Annotated in this window: 12 protein-coding genes and 1 pseudogene; 10 read left to right on the plus strand and 3 right to left on the minus strand. The window is 72.6% G+C overall.

The features are described from left to right. Positions 1–114 precede the first annotated feature (114 nt). From HAV40_RS13440 to HAV40_RS13470, 7 genes are all read left to right on the plus strand, one after another. Positions 115–1,572, plus strand: coding sequence for an HlyD family efflux transporter periplasmic adaptor subunit (locus tag HAV40_RS13440; RefSeq protein ID WP_166381299.1), 1,458 nt, complete (start codon positions 115–117; stop codon positions 1,570–1,572). Between the two features lie 125 nt (positions 1,573–1,697). Next, entirely contained in the window at positions 1,698–2,432 is a 735-nt protein-coding gene (locus tag HAV40_RS13445; RefSeq protein WP_166381300.1) for a response regulator transcription factor, read from the plus strand. After that, positions 2,429–4,165 (plus strand): sensor histidine kinase, encoded by a 1,737-nt coding sequence (locus tag HAV40_RS13450; RefSeq protein ID WP_239086060.1) that lies wholly within the window; start codon positions 2,429–2,431, stop codon positions 4,163–4,165. The genes HAV40_RS13445 and HAV40_RS13450 overlap by 4 nt, the downstream gene beginning before the upstream one ends. Before the next feature lie 210 nt (positions 4,166–4,375). After that, on the plus strand, positions 4,376–5,542 hold the full coding sequence (locus HAV40_RS13455; protein ID WP_166381301.1) for an efflux RND transporter periplasmic adaptor subunit: 1,167 nt from the start codon (positions 4,376–4,378) through the stop codon (positions 5,540–5,542). Further along, positions 5,539–6,276 (plus strand): ABC transporter ATP-binding protein, encoded by a 738-nt coding sequence (locus HAV40_RS13460; protein ID WP_166381302.1) that lies wholly within the window; start codon positions 5,539–5,541, stop codon positions 6,274–6,276. The genes HAV40_RS13455 and HAV40_RS13460 overlap by 4 nt, the downstream gene beginning before the upstream one ends. Before the next feature lie 106 nt (positions 6,277–6,382). Beyond that, complete coding sequence (locus tag HAV40_RS13465) at positions 6,383–7,588, plus strand: ABC transporter permease (RefSeq protein WP_166381303.1); 1,206 nt, start codon at positions 6,383–6,385, stop codon at positions 7,586–7,588. Positions 7,589–7,603: 15 nt separating this feature from the next. Continuing rightward, positions 7,604–8,155: a hypothetical protein gene (locus tag HAV40_RS13470; RefSeq protein ID WP_239086058.1), complete on the plus strand. Its 552-nt coding sequence runs from the start codon at positions 7,604–7,606 to the stop codon at positions 8,153–8,155. A 220-nt stretch (positions 8,156–8,375) separates the two neighbouring features. Here HAV40_RS13470 and HAV40_RS13475 read toward each other — a convergent pair whose 3' ends face one another. Beyond that, a complete protein-coding gene (locus HAV40_RS13475; protein ID WP_166381304.1) occupies positions 8,376–10,046 on the minus strand; it encodes a DUF885 domain-containing protein in 1,671 nt (556 codons plus the stop codon). 121 nt (positions 10,047–10,167) lie between these two features. Between HAV40_RS13475 and HAV40_RS13480 the strand changes: the two genes are divergently transcribed. Next, on the plus strand, positions 10,168–11,160 hold the full coding sequence (locus HAV40_RS13480; protein WP_239086056.1) for a DMT family transporter: 993 nt from the start codon (positions 10,168–10,170) through the stop codon (positions 11,158–11,160). A 217-nt stretch (positions 11,161–11,377) separates the two neighbouring features. Here the strand turns inward: HAV40_RS13480 and HAV40_RS13485 are convergent. Beyond that, positions 11,378–12,154, minus strand: a pseudogene (locus HAV40_RS13485) (PHP domain-containing protein); the annotation flags it as partial. 224 nt (positions 12,155–12,378) lie between these two features. Between HAV40_RS13485 and HAV40_RS13490 the strand changes: the two are divergent. Further along, positions 12,379–13,365: a hypothetical protein gene (locus HAV40_RS13490; RefSeq protein WP_166381307.1), complete on the plus strand. Its 987-nt coding sequence runs from the start codon at positions 12,379–12,381 to the stop codon at positions 13,363–13,365. Positions 13,366–13,430: 65 nt separating this feature from the next. Here the strand turns inward: HAV40_RS13490 and HAV40_RS13495 are convergent, their stop codons facing one another. Next, on the minus strand, positions 13,431–14,588 hold the full coding sequence (locus HAV40_RS13495) for a PQQ-binding-like beta-propeller repeat protein (RefSeq protein WP_166381308.1): 1,158 nt from the start codon (positions 14,586–14,588) through the stop codon (positions 13,431–13,433). Between the two features lie 8 nt (positions 14,589–14,596). Between HAV40_RS13495 and HAV40_RS13500 the strand changes: the two genes are divergently transcribed. Next, positions 14,597–15,676 (plus strand): prephenate dehydrogenase/arogenate dehydrogenase family protein, encoded by a 1,080-nt coding sequence (locus HAV40_RS13500; protein WP_409364952.1) that lies wholly within the window; start codon positions 14,597–14,599, stop codon positions 15,674–15,676. Positions 15,677–15,695: the final 19 nt, after the last annotated feature.

The following is a 15,695-nucleotide window of genomic DNA, read 5'->3' on the forward strand; positions in this document are numbered from 1 at the left end:
CGCGGCTCGGGGCCCGCTCGACCGGACCTCAGAATGGGCTGGGAGTGGCGGCTTTGAGGTGGCTCCGAGGTTGGCTGGAGCGATCACCGAGCGGCGGCCGCGAGACTCCCGGCCATGACGTTCGTGGTGCGCGGAAGACGACGCCGATGGGTGGCCGCGGGCGCGGCGGTGCTCATCGCCGTCGCGGTGGTGACGGTGGTCGCATGGCAGGGCGCCGACCCGGCCCCGGCCGCCCCGGCGACGGTCGCGGTGCAGCGGGGCGAGGTCACCTCGTCGGTGGCCGCGTCCGGCAAGGTGTCCCCGGTCGCCACCCGCGAGCTGGCCTTCTCCGTCGCTGGCACGCTCACCGCGGTGCTGGTCAAGCCCGGTGACGAGGTGGCCGTCGGGCAGGACCTGGCCACGATCGACGACGCCGACGCGCGGGAGGCCCGCGACGACGCGGCCAACGCGCTGTCCGAGGCCCGGCAGGCCCTGGCCGACGCCCAGGACGCCGCCGACACGGCCGACACCTCCCCGAGCTGCACCACCGCCCTCGGCGCGGCATCGGGCACGACCGGCGACGGCACCGTCACTGCCGTCACGGTCGCCCTGCTCACCCACCCCGCCAACCCGGACCTGGCCACCACGCCGGCTGTCACCGCCACCGCCACCAGCTCGACCGCGGCTCGCCCCGCGACCGCAGCGAACTCGGTCACCGCCACCGCCACCAGCTCGGCCGCAGCTCGCAGCGCGACCGCCACCAGCTCGGTCAGCGCCACCGCCACGGCCGCCACCACGCCGTCGCCCGCCAGCAGCCCATCGGCGACGCCGTCCCCGTCGGCCCCGGGCAAACCGTCCGCGTCGCCCAAGCCCTCAGCGGCACCGTCGCGGACCCCCTCGCCGAGCACCCGCCCCGGCGGCTGCACCTCCGGCGGATCCTCGAACGGAGGCTCGGCCAACGGCGGCGGTGCCGCCGGCGGGCGCGGCGGGGACGCGATCTACACCGCGCAGGTCGCCGTGAACAAGGCCGATGCCGACCTGGCCAAGGCCGAACGCAACCTCACCGGTACGACGATCACGGCCCCCGTGGCCGCCAAGGTGCTCAGCGTCGGCGGCCGGGCCGGGGACGCGGCGGGCACCGGGACCTTCATCACGCTCGGCGTCGTCGCCACGATGATGGTCGAGGCCGAGTTCGCCGAGGCCGACGCGGTGAGCCTGGCCGTCGGCCAGCCCGCCACGGTCACCCTGGCCAACCGTCCCGACGAGACGCTGCCCGCCACCATCGCCCAGGTCGCCGCCACCGGCACCGCGTCCGGCACCCTGGTCCGCTACCACGTGCTGCTCGCCTTCGACGGCGCACCCGAGGGCCTGCTCATCGGCCAGAGCGCCACCGCCGGGGTCGTGCTCGCCCGCGCCGAGGGCCTGCTGCTGCCGCAGTCCGCCGTCCGGGTCACGGGCGACGGCACCGGCGAGGTGAAACTGCCGGACGGCTCCGCCCGCACGATCGGCATCGGCCTGCGCGGCGACGGCGACGTGGAGATCCTGTCCGGCCTCACCGAGAACGAGCAGGTGCGCCTCAACGCCCGCTCCTGAGCCCCCGATCCGCGCGACCATGTGAGGGTGGCGTTCACGGGGTTCCGAGTGGGCTCCCAGGGTTCTCCGAGGTGGGGCGGATACAACCAGTTCACAGGCAGGACCGAGGTGGCAGGGAGCCGGCAGTGACGCAGCAGGAGCGGACACGGACCAAGGTGCTCGTCGTCGATGACGAGGCCAACATCTGCGCGCTGCTGTCGGCGACGCTGCGGCTGGTGGAGTTCGACGTACGGGTCGCGAACAGCGGCCGGGACGCGCTCATCGCGGCCGAGGAGTTCCAGCCCGACCTGGTCGTGCTCGACGTGATGCTGCCCGACCTGGACGGCTTCGAGGTCGCCCGGCAGCTGCGGGCCGACGGCCGGGGCCCGGACAACGCCCTGGTCCCGGTGCTGTTCCTGACCGCCCGGCACTCCGTCGAGGACCGCATCTCCGGGCTGACCGTCGGCGCGGACGACTACGTCACCAAGCCGTTCAGCCTGGAGGAGGTCGTGCTGCGCATCCGGGCGATCCTGCGGCGCAGCCGCCCCGGCGGCGAGCACGCCGACAGCGGGGTGCTCCGCTACGCCGACCTGGAGCTGCACGAGGACGCGCACGAGGTGCGCCGGGGCGGCAAGCTCGTCGACCTGTCCCCGACCGAGTTCAACCTGCTGCGCTACCTGCTCGTCAACGCGGGCCGGGTGGTCTCCAAGGCGCAGATCCTGGACCGGGTGTGGAGCTACGACTTCGGCGGCGACGGCCGCATCGTCGAGTCGTACGTCTACTACCTGCGCAAGAAGGTCGACAAGTGGGACCCGCCGCTGATCCACACGGTCCGCGGCGTCGGGTACGCGCTGCGCCTGCCCCGAGGTGGCCAGGAATGATCCGCCCACCGTGGCGGCGGTGGACCCTGCGTACCCGGATGGTGGTCGCGGTGGTGGCCCTGGCCGGAGTGGCCCTGCTGATCACCGACTTCGTCGCCGCCACGACGCTGCGCCACTTCCTCGCGCAGCAGCTCGACGAGGACGTGCGCCAGCTCAACCGCTTCGGCGGCGGCGGCCCGTGGCCCGGCGGCTTCGGCAACCGGCCACAGCCGGACGCGAGCCGCCCCGGGTCGGGCTCCGGCCGGTCCGGTCCGTCGGCCACCGCGCCGGCGCAACCCGGCACCGGCACGCAGCCGAGCCCGTCGGCCACCGCGCTACCGGATCGCACGGCCACGGCCCAGCCGAGCCCGACTGCCACCGCGCCGACCGGCCCGTCGGCCGCGGCGAACCAGCCGCCCTGCGAAGGCCGGCAGAACACGGCAGGCTTCGGCGGCCTGCCGCCGGGGCAGGGCGACACGATCGTGATCTATTACACCGCGCAGGGCCGGGAGATCTGCTACCTGAGCAGCGGCATCACGCCGACGGAAGGGCCACAGCTCACGCTGGCGCAGATCGAGGCGAACGCGCAGGCGACGGGTCGGGAGCCGCCGACGAGACTGTTCACCGCGACTGCCGCCTCCGGTCAGGACTTCCGGGTCACCGTGAGCCGGTCGCAGGACGGCCGCTATCGCGTCTCGGCCATCTCGATGGACCGGGTCGAGAACACCGCGAACCTGGTGCTGCTGCTGGGGCTGGGCGTCGGGGCGCTGGTGCTGCTGGGGCTCGGCTTCGCGGCGTACAGCGTCGTCCGGATCGGGCTGCGGCCGCTGACCAACATGGAGCACGCCGCAGCGCAGATCGCCGGTGGTGATCTCACCGCCCGGGTGCCCAGCCCCGACCCGCACACCGAACCGGGCCGCCTCGGCCTGGCGCTGAACACCATGCTGTCGCGCATCGAGGCGGCGGTGACCGCGCGGGCCGCGTCCGAGCAGCGGCTGCGGCAGTTCCTCGCAGACGCGTCGCACGAGCTGCGCACCCCGCTGACCTCCATCCGTGGCTTCGCCGAGCTGTACCGTCGCGGCGGCGCGCCGCCCGGCCCGGAGCTCGACGAGACCATGTCCCGCATCGAGCAGGAGGCGGCCCGGATGGGCCTGCTGGTCGAGGACCTGCTGCTGCTGGCCGCGCTGGACGAGGAGCGCCCGCTGCAGCCGTCCCGGGTGGACCTGCTGTCCGTCGCCGCCGACACGGTCCGCGACGCGCACGTGCGCACCCCGGGCCGGACCGTGGAACTGGCCGGGTTCGAGCCGGTCACGGTGCAGGGCGACGAGCACCGGCTGCGCCAGGTGGTGACGAACCTGGTGGCCAACGCGCTCCAGCACACCCTGCCGGACACCCGGGTCACGCTGCGGGTGAGCCACCGCGGGGGCGATCCCGCTGAGGAGATGTTCGAGCTGCCGCTGGCCCGGGTCGTCGGCCCGGTGGTCGCCGCCGTCGGCGCGGAGCTGGACCCGGATCTGCCGGTCGCCGTGATCGAGGTCGAGGACACCGGGCCGGGCGTGCCGCCCGAGCACGCGGCCCGCATCTTCGAACGCCTCTACCGCGCCGACCCGCACCGCGCCCGCAGCCACGGCGGAGCGGGCCTCGGCCTGGCCATCGCCTCGGCGATCGTGAAGGCCCACGGCGGTCGCATCGAACTGGCCACCTCACCCGGCGTCGGCTCGACGTTCCGTGTCCTGCTGCCGCTGTACGACTGAACAGCCCCGTCCCCTGGCCCGGCCGTGATCCTGCGGCGGGTCGCGAAGCATCGGCTCCCCTGGCCCGGCCGTGGTACTGCGGCGGGGACGCGAAGCCTCGGCAGCCGCGACCTCGGGCGGAGTGTGCGGTTCGGCCCAGCTCGCAGGCTCCAAGCTCATTCCGAGGTTGGTGGGAGGTCGCGTCGAGGGCGGGTCGGGACGATGCGTGCCATGCGATTGCGGCGAGGCATCCCGCTCGGGCGGACCACACTGATCAACAGCGCTCTCGGGCTGCTGCTGGTCGGCGGCGGCACCTGGGCGTACTTCATGATCAGCGGAGACGCGGCACCGGCTCAGGCGAACACGACGCGCACCGTGGCGGCGGCCCAGGGCACGGTGACCGCGACGGTCACCGCCGACGGGTCGATCGCGTCGGCGAACACCATGTCGGCCGACTTCGCCACCGGCGGCACCGTCACCGCGATCAAGGTGAAGGTCGGTGCCAAGGTCGCCAAGGGCGCGGTGCTGGCCACCGTGGACGCGACCGAGGTCAAGGAGAGCCTGGCCACCGCGAAACGCAACCTCGACGCGGCCCGCGACGCGCTGGACCGCGCGGAGGACGGCGGCGACGACAGCAGCATCGCCAACGCCGAGAACCAGGTCGACCAGGCGGAGTCCACCGTCGAGGCGGCCCAGCGCTCGGTCGACGGCACGGTGCTCAAGGCCCCGATGGCGGGCACCGTCGTGGCGATCAGCGGCGCGGTCGGCGGCTCGTCGGGCGGCTCGTCCGGTGGCGGGGGCAACAACTCCTCGTCGACCTCGTCGTCGAGCGGCTCCGGGTTCGTGCAGCTGGCCGACCTGACGAAGCTGCAGGTGACAGCCGGTGTGGCCGAGGCCGACGCGACCCGCCTGAAGGTCGGGCAGTCCGCGGCGGTCACCTGGAACGCGCTGACCGGGGCCAAGGCGACCGGCAAGGTGTCGGCGATCTCGCCGACCGCGTCCAGCGGCAACACGGTCACGTATCCGATCGAGGTGCTGCTCGACAGCATCCCGGAGGGTGCCCGGCTCGGGCAGACGGTGAGCCTGTCGGTGACGGTCGACGAGGTGACCGACGCGGTCTACGTGCCCGCCGCGGCGGTGCGTACGGCAGGTGGCCGGACCACCGTGATCGTGGTCAAGGACGGCGTGCAGGAGACCAGGTCCGTCGAGATCGGGCTCAAGGGCGACGCGTACACCGTGATCGTCTCCGGGGTGAGCGTCGGTGAGCAGGTCGTGCTGGCCACCGTGACCAGCGGCACCGGCAACCAGCAGCAGTTCCCGGGCGGCGGGCCGGGTGGCGGCTTCACCGGCGGCGGCGGGTTCGGCGGCAACACCGGCAACCGGCCGGGCAACCGGTGACCGCCCCGTACGGCCGCGAGCAGCGGCCCGTCCTGGAGGTCGTCGACCTGGTCAAGACGTACGGCGAGGGCGAGACGGCGGTGCACGCGCTGGCCGGGGTCTCGATGACCGTCGCGCCCGGCGACTACGTGGCCATCATGGGCTCCTCGGGTTCGGGCAAGTCCACGCTGATGAACATCGTCGGCTGCCTCGACGTGCCCACGTCGGGCACGTACCGGCTGGACGGGGTCGACGTCAGCGAGCTGAACGAGTCGCAGCTCGCACTGGTGCGCAACCGCAGGATCGGGTTCGTGTTCCAGTCGTTCAACCTGATCGCCCGGACCAGCGCGCTGGCCAACGTCGAGCTGCCGCTGGCGTACGCCGGGATCAAACCCGCGGTGCGCCGCGAGCGGGCGCTGGCCGCGCTGGACATGGTGGGTCTGGCCAATCGGGCCGACCACGACCCGAACCAGCTCTCCGGCGGCCAGCAGCAGCGCGTCGCGGTCGCCCGCGCGCTGGTCAGCCAGCCCGCCCTGCTGCTGGCCGACGAGCCGACCGGCAACCTGGACAGCCGCTCGACCTCCGACGTGCTGAGCATCCTCGACGGGCTGAACGCGCAGGGCCGCACCATCGTGCTGATCACGCACGAGGACGAGGTCGCCGCCCACGCCCACCGCACGATCCGCCTGGTCGACGGCGTGATCGTCTCCGACATACGCCGCCGCGACATCACCCCCGTGGGAGCCATGGCATGAGCGAGCATCCGCATGCGGCCGCAGTTTCGAGGAAAGTGCGGCAACCGAGGCGGCAGTTGCCGCACTTTCCCCGAAACTGCGGGACGTGCCGCGGGGAGGGGTCGGCGTGAGCATCTTCGAGATCTTCGGGTTCGCGTTGCGGGGTGTGTCGGCGAACAAGCTGCGCTCCGGGTTGACCGTGCTCGGCATCCTGATCGGCGTCGCGGCGGTGATCCTGCTGGTCGCGGTCGGCAACGGGTCGGCCAAGCAGGTCGAGGACAGCCTCGCCGCGCTCGGCACCAACACCCTCACCGTGCAGGGCGGCCGGGGCGGTGACACCGGCTACCGCACCGACCTGACCCTCGACATCGTCAAGGCGCTGCAGGACCGGGAGTCCGCGCCGGACGTCAAGAGCGTGTCGCCGGTGGTGAACAGCGCCCAGACGCTGACCTTCGGCGACGCGTCGTACGACGTCAACGCGGTGATCGGCACGTATCCGAGCTACTTCGCGGCGTCCAACAGCGTGATCGCCAGCGGGTCGGGGTTCACCGAGGAGGACGTGGACCAGGCCGCACGGGTGGTGGTGCTCGGGCCGACGACCGCCGAGGAGCTGTTCGGCACCACCGTGGACCCGGTCGGGCAGCGCATCGGCATCGCCGGGCAGATCTACTCGGTGATCGGGGTGCTGGCCAGGAAGGGCTCGACCGGGTTCAACGACCCCGACGACGTGGCGATCGCGCCGCTGCCCGCGGTGCAGCGCTCGCTGACCGGCTACGGCCCGGTCTCGTCGATCACCGTCGAGGCCGTGAACGCGGACGCCGTGGCCGCGGCGAAGGCCGAGATCACCGCGATCCTCAACGCGAAGATGCACGTCGCGGACGGTGCTAGCAGCACGCCGTACCAGATCCGGGACGCTTCCCAGTTGCTGGAGACGCGCACCGCGACCGCCGAGACCTTCACCGTGCTGCTCGGTGCGGTGGCCGGGATCTCGCTGGTCGTGGGCGGCATCGGCATCACCAACATCATGATGGTCTCGGTGACCGAGCGGACCCGCGAGATCGGCATCCGCAAGGCGCTGGGCGCCCCGCGCCGGGTCATCCTCAGCCAGTTCCTGATCGAGGCGACGCTGCTCAGCCTGCTCGGCGGCGGATTGGGCGTCGCCGCCGCGCTGATCGGCGCGAACTTCGAGATCGTCGGCATCAAACCGGTGATCATGCCCGATTCGGTGGTGCTGGCGCTGGGCGTCTGCGTGGCCATCGGCCTGTTCTTCGGCAGCTACCCCGCCAGCCGGGCGGCCGGCCTGCGCCCCATCGACGCCCTGCGGTACGAGTAAGGAGTCTGGACCTCTATGAAGCACGCGATCCGTACCCGGGAGTCGGCGACCACCGACGTCATCTCGGCCGACGCCCCCTCAGCCGTGCCGATGGACGACCTGGTCGCGGGACTGGCGAAGGCCAGCCGCGGCCCGTGGCTGACCCGCAGCACCGGCATCCTGCTCGCCCTGGTGCTGACCTGTGGAGGTTTCCTCGCCGGAGTCCAGGTCCAGCAGAACTTCGGCACGTCCGGCACAGCGCCGACCGGCGCTAACGCCGCCAACCGGCCCGGCAGCGGTGTCCGTGGCGGTAACGGCGCATTCCCGGGCCAGCAGGGCGGCCTGCCCGGTGGCCAGCAGCCCGCCGCCGCCCCGATCACCGGAAAGATCAAGCTGGTCGACGGCACCACCGTCTACCTGGAAACCGCCGACGGCCGCCTGCTCACCATCAAGACCGCCGACACCACCACGGTCCAGACCACCGACAAGATCACCCTCAAGGACCTCACCGCAGGCACCGAGATCACCGTCGTCGGCACCACCGCCGACACCACCGTCACCGCCACCACCATCACCACCACCAACTGACCACCCCACCCCGCCCGCCCGGCCGCCCCGCCCCCGCCCGGCCGCCCCGCCCGCCCCGGTTCGCAACTCTTAAGGAGTTGCGCCTTCGAAGCCACCATGACGCCGCGACTCTTCAAGAGTTGCGCAGGTGGGGTCGGGCCGCGGGTGTGGTGGGCGGTCGATGTCAGGAAGGGCACCTTCTTATCGCCTTGCGATAAGAAGGTGCCCTTCCTTCGGGTTGTCAGATGCGGGCGAGGGCCTTGCGGAGGGGGTCCAGGCCGAGGGAGCCGAGGTCGAGGGCGTCGGAGTGGAACTGGCGCAGGTCGAACGCGGCACCCTTGCGGGCCTGGGCGTCGTCGCGGGCCTGCAGCCAGATGCGCTCGCCGACCTTGTACGACGGGGCCTGTCCCGGCCAGCCGAGGTAGCGGTTGAGCTCGAAGCGCAGCATCTCGTCGCCGACGCGGCAGTGCGCGCGCAGGAACTCCCAGCCCAGCTCGGGGGTCCACCGCTCGCCGGGGTGGAAGCCGAACGGGTTGTCGCGCGGGATCTCCAGCTCCAGGTGCATGCCGATGTCGACGATGACCCGGGCGGCCCGGAACGCCTGCCCGTCCAGCATGCCCAGCTTGTCGGCGGGGTCGGCCAGGTAACCGAGGTCGTCCATGAGCCGCTCGCTGTACAGCGCCCAGCCCTCGCCGTGGCCGGAGGACCAGCTCAGCAGGCGCTGCCAGCGGTTGAGCTTGTCCGACTGGTACGCCGCCTGCGCCACCTGCAGGTGGTGGCCCGGAGCGCCCTCGTGGTAGACCGTGGTGACCTCACGCCAGGTGGAGAACTCCTCGACGCCCTGCGGCACGGCCCACCACATGCGGCCGGGGCGGGTGAAGTCCTCGCTCGGGCCGGTGTAGTAGATGCCGCCGTCGCTGGTCGGCGCGAGGCAGCACTCGATGCGCCGGATCGCCTCGGGGATGTCGAAGTGGGTGCCGTTCAGGTCGCTGATGGCCTTCTCGGCCAGCTGCTGCATCCAGTCGCGGAACTGCTCCTTGCCCCGGACCTTGTACTTCGGGTCGGCGTCGAGCTTGGCGACCGCCTCGTCGATGGACGCGCCGGGACCGGCGATGACCGCGGACACCGCCCGCATCTCGGTCTCCAGCCGGTGCAGTTCCTCGAAGCCCCACGCGTACGTCTCGTCCAGGTCGACCCGCGCGCCGAGGAAGTACTGCGAGGCCAGCTCGTAGCGCTCGCGCCCGGCGGCCTCCTTCTCCCGGCCCAGCGGAGCCAGCTCGGTGCGCAGGAACTGCCCGAACTCGCGGGTCGCCTCGTTGGCGGCGTTCGCACCGCGGTCCAGCTCGGCACGCAGCGCGCCACCGGCCTCGACGCGGCGGGCCAGGCCCAGGTAGAAGTCGTCGCCTTCGGCGCTGGTCCAGATGTCGCACTGCTTGGCGACCTCCTCGATCTGGCGGCGCGCGCTGACCTTGCCCGAGCGCGCGGCGTCGAGCAGGGTCTGCTGGTATTGCGCGAGCGCAGCCGGGAAGGCGTTGAGCCGGGCGGCGATGTTGCCGACCGCCTCGTCGCCCTCGGTGGGCATCAGGTCGAAGGTGCCCCGCAGGCCGTGCAGCGCGCTGGAGATCACGTTGAGCTCGCTGGTCACCTCGCCCGCGTCGAACCGGGCGACGCCGAGCTCCATCCGCTCGACCATCGCCTCCTTGGCGACGAACTCCCGCTCGTTCTCGGGTTCGATCGTGCGCAGTTGTGCCAGCGTGCGGCGTTCCAGGTCGGCACCGGCGGCGAAGCCGTCGGTGGAGAGATCGTCCAGCTTGTCGTCGTAGCCGCTGATACCGACATAGGTGGCGCCGGTGGGGCTCAGCGCGGCCCACTCGTCGACATAGCGATCGGCCAGGTCATCAACTCGTCCCATGCGAGGAAACCTAGCCGACGCCGCCGACCTGGCGCAGGCGACTTAGTTGTGGCGGAAATCGACTGTTCGATGTCGGGAACTCGCTGGCTCCCGACCTGGCCGCTCTGGCAATGTGTCAGGGGTGACCACCACGATTGCTCCTGACACCACCGCGTCCGTCACCAGGTCCGCCTGGTTGCCCGCGTTCGCGGCGAACGCCGTCATCTGGGGATCGAGCTTCATCTTCATCAAGATCGGCGTACGGGAGCTGCACCCGACCTGGGTGGCCGCCGGGCGGATCGCCATCGGCGCGCTGACGCTGCTGGCGCTGCTGCTCATCGGCAGGCAGCGGGTGCCGGGCGACCGCCGGCTGTGGGCACACATGCTGCTGCCGGGCGTGGTCGGCGTGGCGCTGCCGTTCACCCTCTTCGCGTACGGCGAGGAGCGCGTCGACAGCCTCGTCGCCGGTATCTGGAACGCGACAACGGCACTGTGGGTGCTGCCGTTCGCGGTGCTGGTGTTCCGCACCGAGAGGTTCACCGCGCGCTCGGCGGGCGGCCTGCTGATCGGGTTCACCGGGGTGCTCATCGTGCTCGGCTTCTGGCACGACGCCGGGGCCTCCTCGCTCAGCGGGCAGCTCATGTGCGGGGCGGCGGCGGCCTGCTACGGCGTGTCGATCCCCTACCTCAAGCGCTTCGTGACCGGCCGGGACTTCGGCGGCGTACGCCCGTCGGGGGTGTCGCTGGCGTTCGCGCAGACCACGGTCGCGACCGTGGCGTCGGTGCTCGCCGCCCTGCTGGTCTCCGGTATGCCGCCCGCGGTGACCTCGCTGTCCTGGCCGGTCATCGGCTCGGTGCTGGCGCTCGGCGTGTTCGGTAGCGGCATCGCCTTCGCGCTGAACATGCGCGTGATCGCCGCCGCGGGCGCGTCGACGGCCGCGTACGTCACCTACCTGGTCCCGGTGGTCGCGACTCTGCTCGGCATCCTGGTCCTCGGCGAGTCCCTGCACTGGAACCAGCCGGTCGGCGCACTGATCGTCCTGCTCGGCGTCGCCGTCGCCCAGGGCGCCCTCTCCCGCCGCCACCCCCGCCCCGCCGCTGCCCCCACTCCCGCCTCCGCCTCCGCCCGCCGCTGACCAGCCAAGATCGCCGTTTCGGGTCAATAAGTGGGGCATGACCCCAGGTTTTGACCCGAAACGGCGATCTTCCCGTGGCGGGCACGGCCTTCCCGTGGCGGCGCGGCGTGGCGGGCACGGCCTTTCCGTGGCGGCGCGGCGTGGCGGGCACGGCTTTCCCGAGGCGGCGTGGCGGGCACGGCCTACCTGTGGCGGCGCGGCGGGGCGAGCGCGGCGGTCAGCGGGTGCGGGTCCAGGCGAGCAGGTCGTCGGCGGGCAGGGTGTTGACGATTCGGTCGGGGGTGATGCCCGCCGCTTCGGCGCGGGCGCAGCCGTGGGGGAGCCAGCCGAGCTGGGCGACCGCGTGGGCGTCGGAGTTGATCGCGAAGCGCAGGCCGTCCACCTTCGCCGCCTTGCGCAGCAGGTTCGACGGCGGGTCCAGCCGGTCCGGCCGCGAGTTGATCTCGATGGCTTTGCCGTGGCGGGCCGCCGCGGCGAAGACCGCGTCCACGTCGAAGCTGCTGGGCGCTCGCCGTCGCGGTGCCCCGCCCCGCGAGGCGTGCCGGGCGTCGGTCACGACGGGCAGCTTGCGGCCGGTGCAGTGGCCCAGGATGTCCAGGTGCGGATCGGCCAGCGCGGTGAGCAGCCGCCGCGTCATCTTCGCCCGGTCCATCCGCAGCTCGCTGTGCACCGAGCCGACCACGACGTCGAGCTGTGCCAGCAGGTCCGGCTCCTGGTCGAGGCTGCCGTCGGGCGCGATGTCGACCTCGATGCCGGTCAGCACCCGGAAACCGGTGCCCGCCAGCGCTTCGTTGACCGCCGCGACGGCGTCGAGCTGGCGGCGCAGCCGGTGCGGGGACAGCCCGTGCGCGATCGTCAGCCGGGGCGAGTGGTCGGTCAGCACCACGTAGTCGTGGCCCTGCGCGGCGGCCGCCGCGACCATCGCCTCCAGGGTGTCGCCGCCGTCGGACCAGTCGGTGTGCACGTGGCAGTCTCCGCGCAGCAGTTCCCGCAACCCACCTGGTCCACTCATCCCGCCAGGCTAGCCGCAGGCCCGTAAACCCCAGGCGGGGAAGGGGATTGTCGCCGCCGGAGGGCCGCGATATGGTCCCGCACGCCGCTTCGCCGAGCCACTGGAGGTGCTGCCGATGCCTGCCTGCGCATCTTGCCCGAGGTCGACGCCGTTCGCCGGGCGGTGACCTGATGCCGGTGGAGCCGATGCCGACGGGAGAGTTTCGCGTGATTGAGCAACGCCAGCCCGACCCGCACCACCCTGCCCCCTCGCCGCCGCCGTCGGGCGGCCTGGTCGGCAAGTTCGACTACGGCGAGCCCGCCCGGTCCGCCGCCCACGGCAGTGTGGTCGCCGCGGCGCACGAGGCGCAGGCCCATGAGGCGCGCGGTTGGTCCATCGGCGACTTCCGCCTGCTGACCATGCTCGCTGGTGCGGTCATCGGGGCGGGCATCGCCTGGAGCAGCCCGAAGCACCCGATGACGTTCGTGGTCGTGGCCGCGCTGCTCGGGGCCGCGGCCGGGGAGGCCTTCGGGTTCGGCCTGTCGCGGTGGGCGGAGGTACGGCGGCTGCACCCCATCGTGCGGCGGCGGGTGTGGTTCTCCGTGGGCACCGTGCTCGCGGTGGCCGGGGCACTGGTCTACGCGACGCCGTACGTGGTGCGCAGTGACGACGGTGTGGACAGCCTGACCGGGCGCGGGGTCGCGCTTTCGGCACTGGCCATCGTCGGCGGGCTGACCAGTGCGGCGACGCTCGGCGCGGTGAAGCAGGTTGTCGCCGATCCGCTGCCGGGCACTCCCGGCCAGCAGCTGGACGCCCTGCTGCGGCTGCGCCGGATGTGCTCACGGATGCTGAGCCAGCTCGGCATCCTCGTGCTGCTCGTGATGGCGGTCAACGCGGCGGCCCTCGACTGGGGCAACGAGCTCGACAAGGGCGTGGTGCTCTACTCCGGGGTGGTCGCGTCGTTCGTGGTCGGCACCATGTTCGCGCCTACCGCGGCGACCCTGCGCCGGCGCGGCCAGCTCTACCTGGAGCGGCACTTCTCGCTGGACCAGGTGCCGACCGGCGAGCTGATCGAGGCGGCCGAGAACAAGGCGAAGCTGGAGAAGCTGCTCGGGCTGGACCAGACCACGTTCGGCGAGCTGAAGGCCGGTCTGGTGGTGCTGTCCCCGGTGGTGGCCGGCCTGATCGCCGTCATGCTCCAGAACATCAAGTAGCCCGGAACGCGAAGAGGCCCCAGCCGGGAGGATGGCTGGGGCCTCTTTCTACGTCCGGGACCGGATCACCAGCCGGTGTCCAGGAAACCCGGGCGGTTGACCAGGTTGAACAGGGCGAAGCGGCGCTGCGCGTTGCCGTTGATGGCGGTGTACGCGCCTCCGGCCACGAGCTGGCCCAGGTCCCGGTTGGCGCTCAGCGTGTTCACGCCGACCGAGCCGTTGCCGTTCGCGGTCCACGGCAGCAGTTCGCCGGATAGGGTCACCGCGGCGAGCTTGACCCGGCGGTTCGAGCCGTCGAGGCAGACGCCCTTGTAGCCGACGTTGGCGCTCTTGCAGACGTTGTCGAAGTGCCCGCCGAGGTAGACGGTGCCGTCGAGCACCGCGATGGCCTGTACGTCGCCGTCGGTGGTGATCGTCCACTTGGCGTTGCCGGCCAGGTCCATCGCGGTGGCCCGGCCGCCGCCGCCGTCGATCCCGGCGTACAGCATGCCGCCGTCCAGGGCCAGGTCGTGCACCATCGCCGTGACGTGCGACCAGAACCCGAGGTCGACCTCGCCCCGCGCCGGGTCGACCGCGGCGATCTTGCCGGTGCCCCTGAGCCAGTTCACCGCGTTGAAGCGCCCGCCGAGGTAGACCCGGTCGGGGGCGACCAGCACGGCCCGCACGATGTCGTTGACGTGCGGGCGCCAGTTCGGGTCCAGCGCGCCGGTGGTGGCGTCGAACGCGGCGGCGCGGGTCCGCTCCTGCCCGTTCACGCTGGTGATGGAGCCGCCCAGGTAGACCCGGCCGTGCCCGACGGCGATCGCGTACGGCGTACCCGAGATGGAGTGCTTGAAGGTGCTCTGCACCGCGCCCGACGAGCTGATCTTGGCGATGTTGTCGCGGCTGACGCCGTTCACCTTGTGGAACGACCCGGCGGCGTAGATGCCCCCGCCGTCGGCCGTCAGCGCGGTGACCCGGGCGTCCGCGCCGGGGTTCCAGGGCAGCAGGGCGCCGGACCGGGCGTCGACGGCCGCCAGCCGGGCCCGGCCGATCGACTTGCCGTTGCTGGTGGCCGAGGTGAAGTCACCGCCGACGTAGATGGTGCCGCCCCAGTACGTGGTGGCGAGCACCTCCCCGTTGAAGGTGACCGAGGGTGCCGGGGCCGGGTTCACCGGGGCGGCGAGGACGGAGGTGAAGGCGAGCGGTGAGATCAGCACGGCCAGAGCCGCGGTCACCGTCATATTGCGCAATGTTGAACATTTCAGCACGTCATGCCCAACGAGGCACCCACCGGGCCGACGCTCCCACGCTCACGGTGTGGCAGGCTGCCCGTGTGAACATCGCGGTGATCGGACTCGGACTCATCGGCGGATCACTCATGCGGGCCCTGTCCGCCGCCGGGCACCGGGTGCTCGGGTTCGACGCGGACCCGGAGACCCGGGCCACGGCCCGCAACGCTGCGGCCCGGGTTCCCGCAGCGCAGCGCTGGCAGATCACCGCGACGATCCGCGACGCCGCCGCCGACGCCGAACTGGTGGTGCTGGCGGTGCCGCTGCCCGCCCTGGACGATGTGCTCGACGCGCTGACGGCCTGCGGCTACGCCGGGCTGATCACCGACGTCACCTCGGTGAAGGCCCCGGTGCGCGAGGCGGTCGCGGCCCGGCTGCGCCGGGCGGCCAACCCGCTGGCCGGGTTCGTCGGCGGGCACCCGATGGCGGGCAAGTCCGTGTCCGGCTTCGCCTCCGCCGATCCGGCCCTGTTCACCGGCTGCGCCTGGGTGCTGTGCCTGGACTCCCCGACCGGCCTGGACGACTGGCTGACGGTGGCGGGCCTGGTCACCGCGCTGGGCGCGCGGGTGGTCCCGTCGACCAGCGCCGAGCACGACCGCGCGGTGGCGGTCATCAGCCACGTGCCGCACCTGCTGGCCCTGGCGCTGGCGGCCACGGCCGCGGGCGACCCGCTGGCGCTGACCCTGGCCGCGGGCTCGTTCCGGGACGGAACGCGGGTCGCGGGCAGCCGCCCCGAGCTGGTCGCCGCGATGTGCGGGGGCAACGCGGCGGCGGTGCTGACCGCGCTCGGCGACGTGCAGGACCGCCTCGACGAGGCGGCCAAGGCCCTGGAGGGGCGCGACCCGCTGCGCGCGGTGCGCGACTGGGCCAAGGACGGGCACACCGCCCGGCAGGCCTGGCCGCCCGCGCCGGGCCGCCCCGAGCAGGTGCCGGTGCGCGTGGACACGCTGCTGCGGCTGGGCCGCGCCGGTGGCTGGATCACCGAGGTCGCCGCGGACCGGCGTACCGTCACGGCGTTCCTGCCGGTTGAAGGTGCGTGAGCGGGCGTAGCGCGCGAAC

It is taken from the genome of Catellatospora methionotrophica (assembly GCF_011297335.1).
Lineage (GTDB): Bacteria > Actinomycetota > Actinomycetes > Mycobacteriales > Micromonosporaceae > Catellatospora > Catellatospora methionotrophica.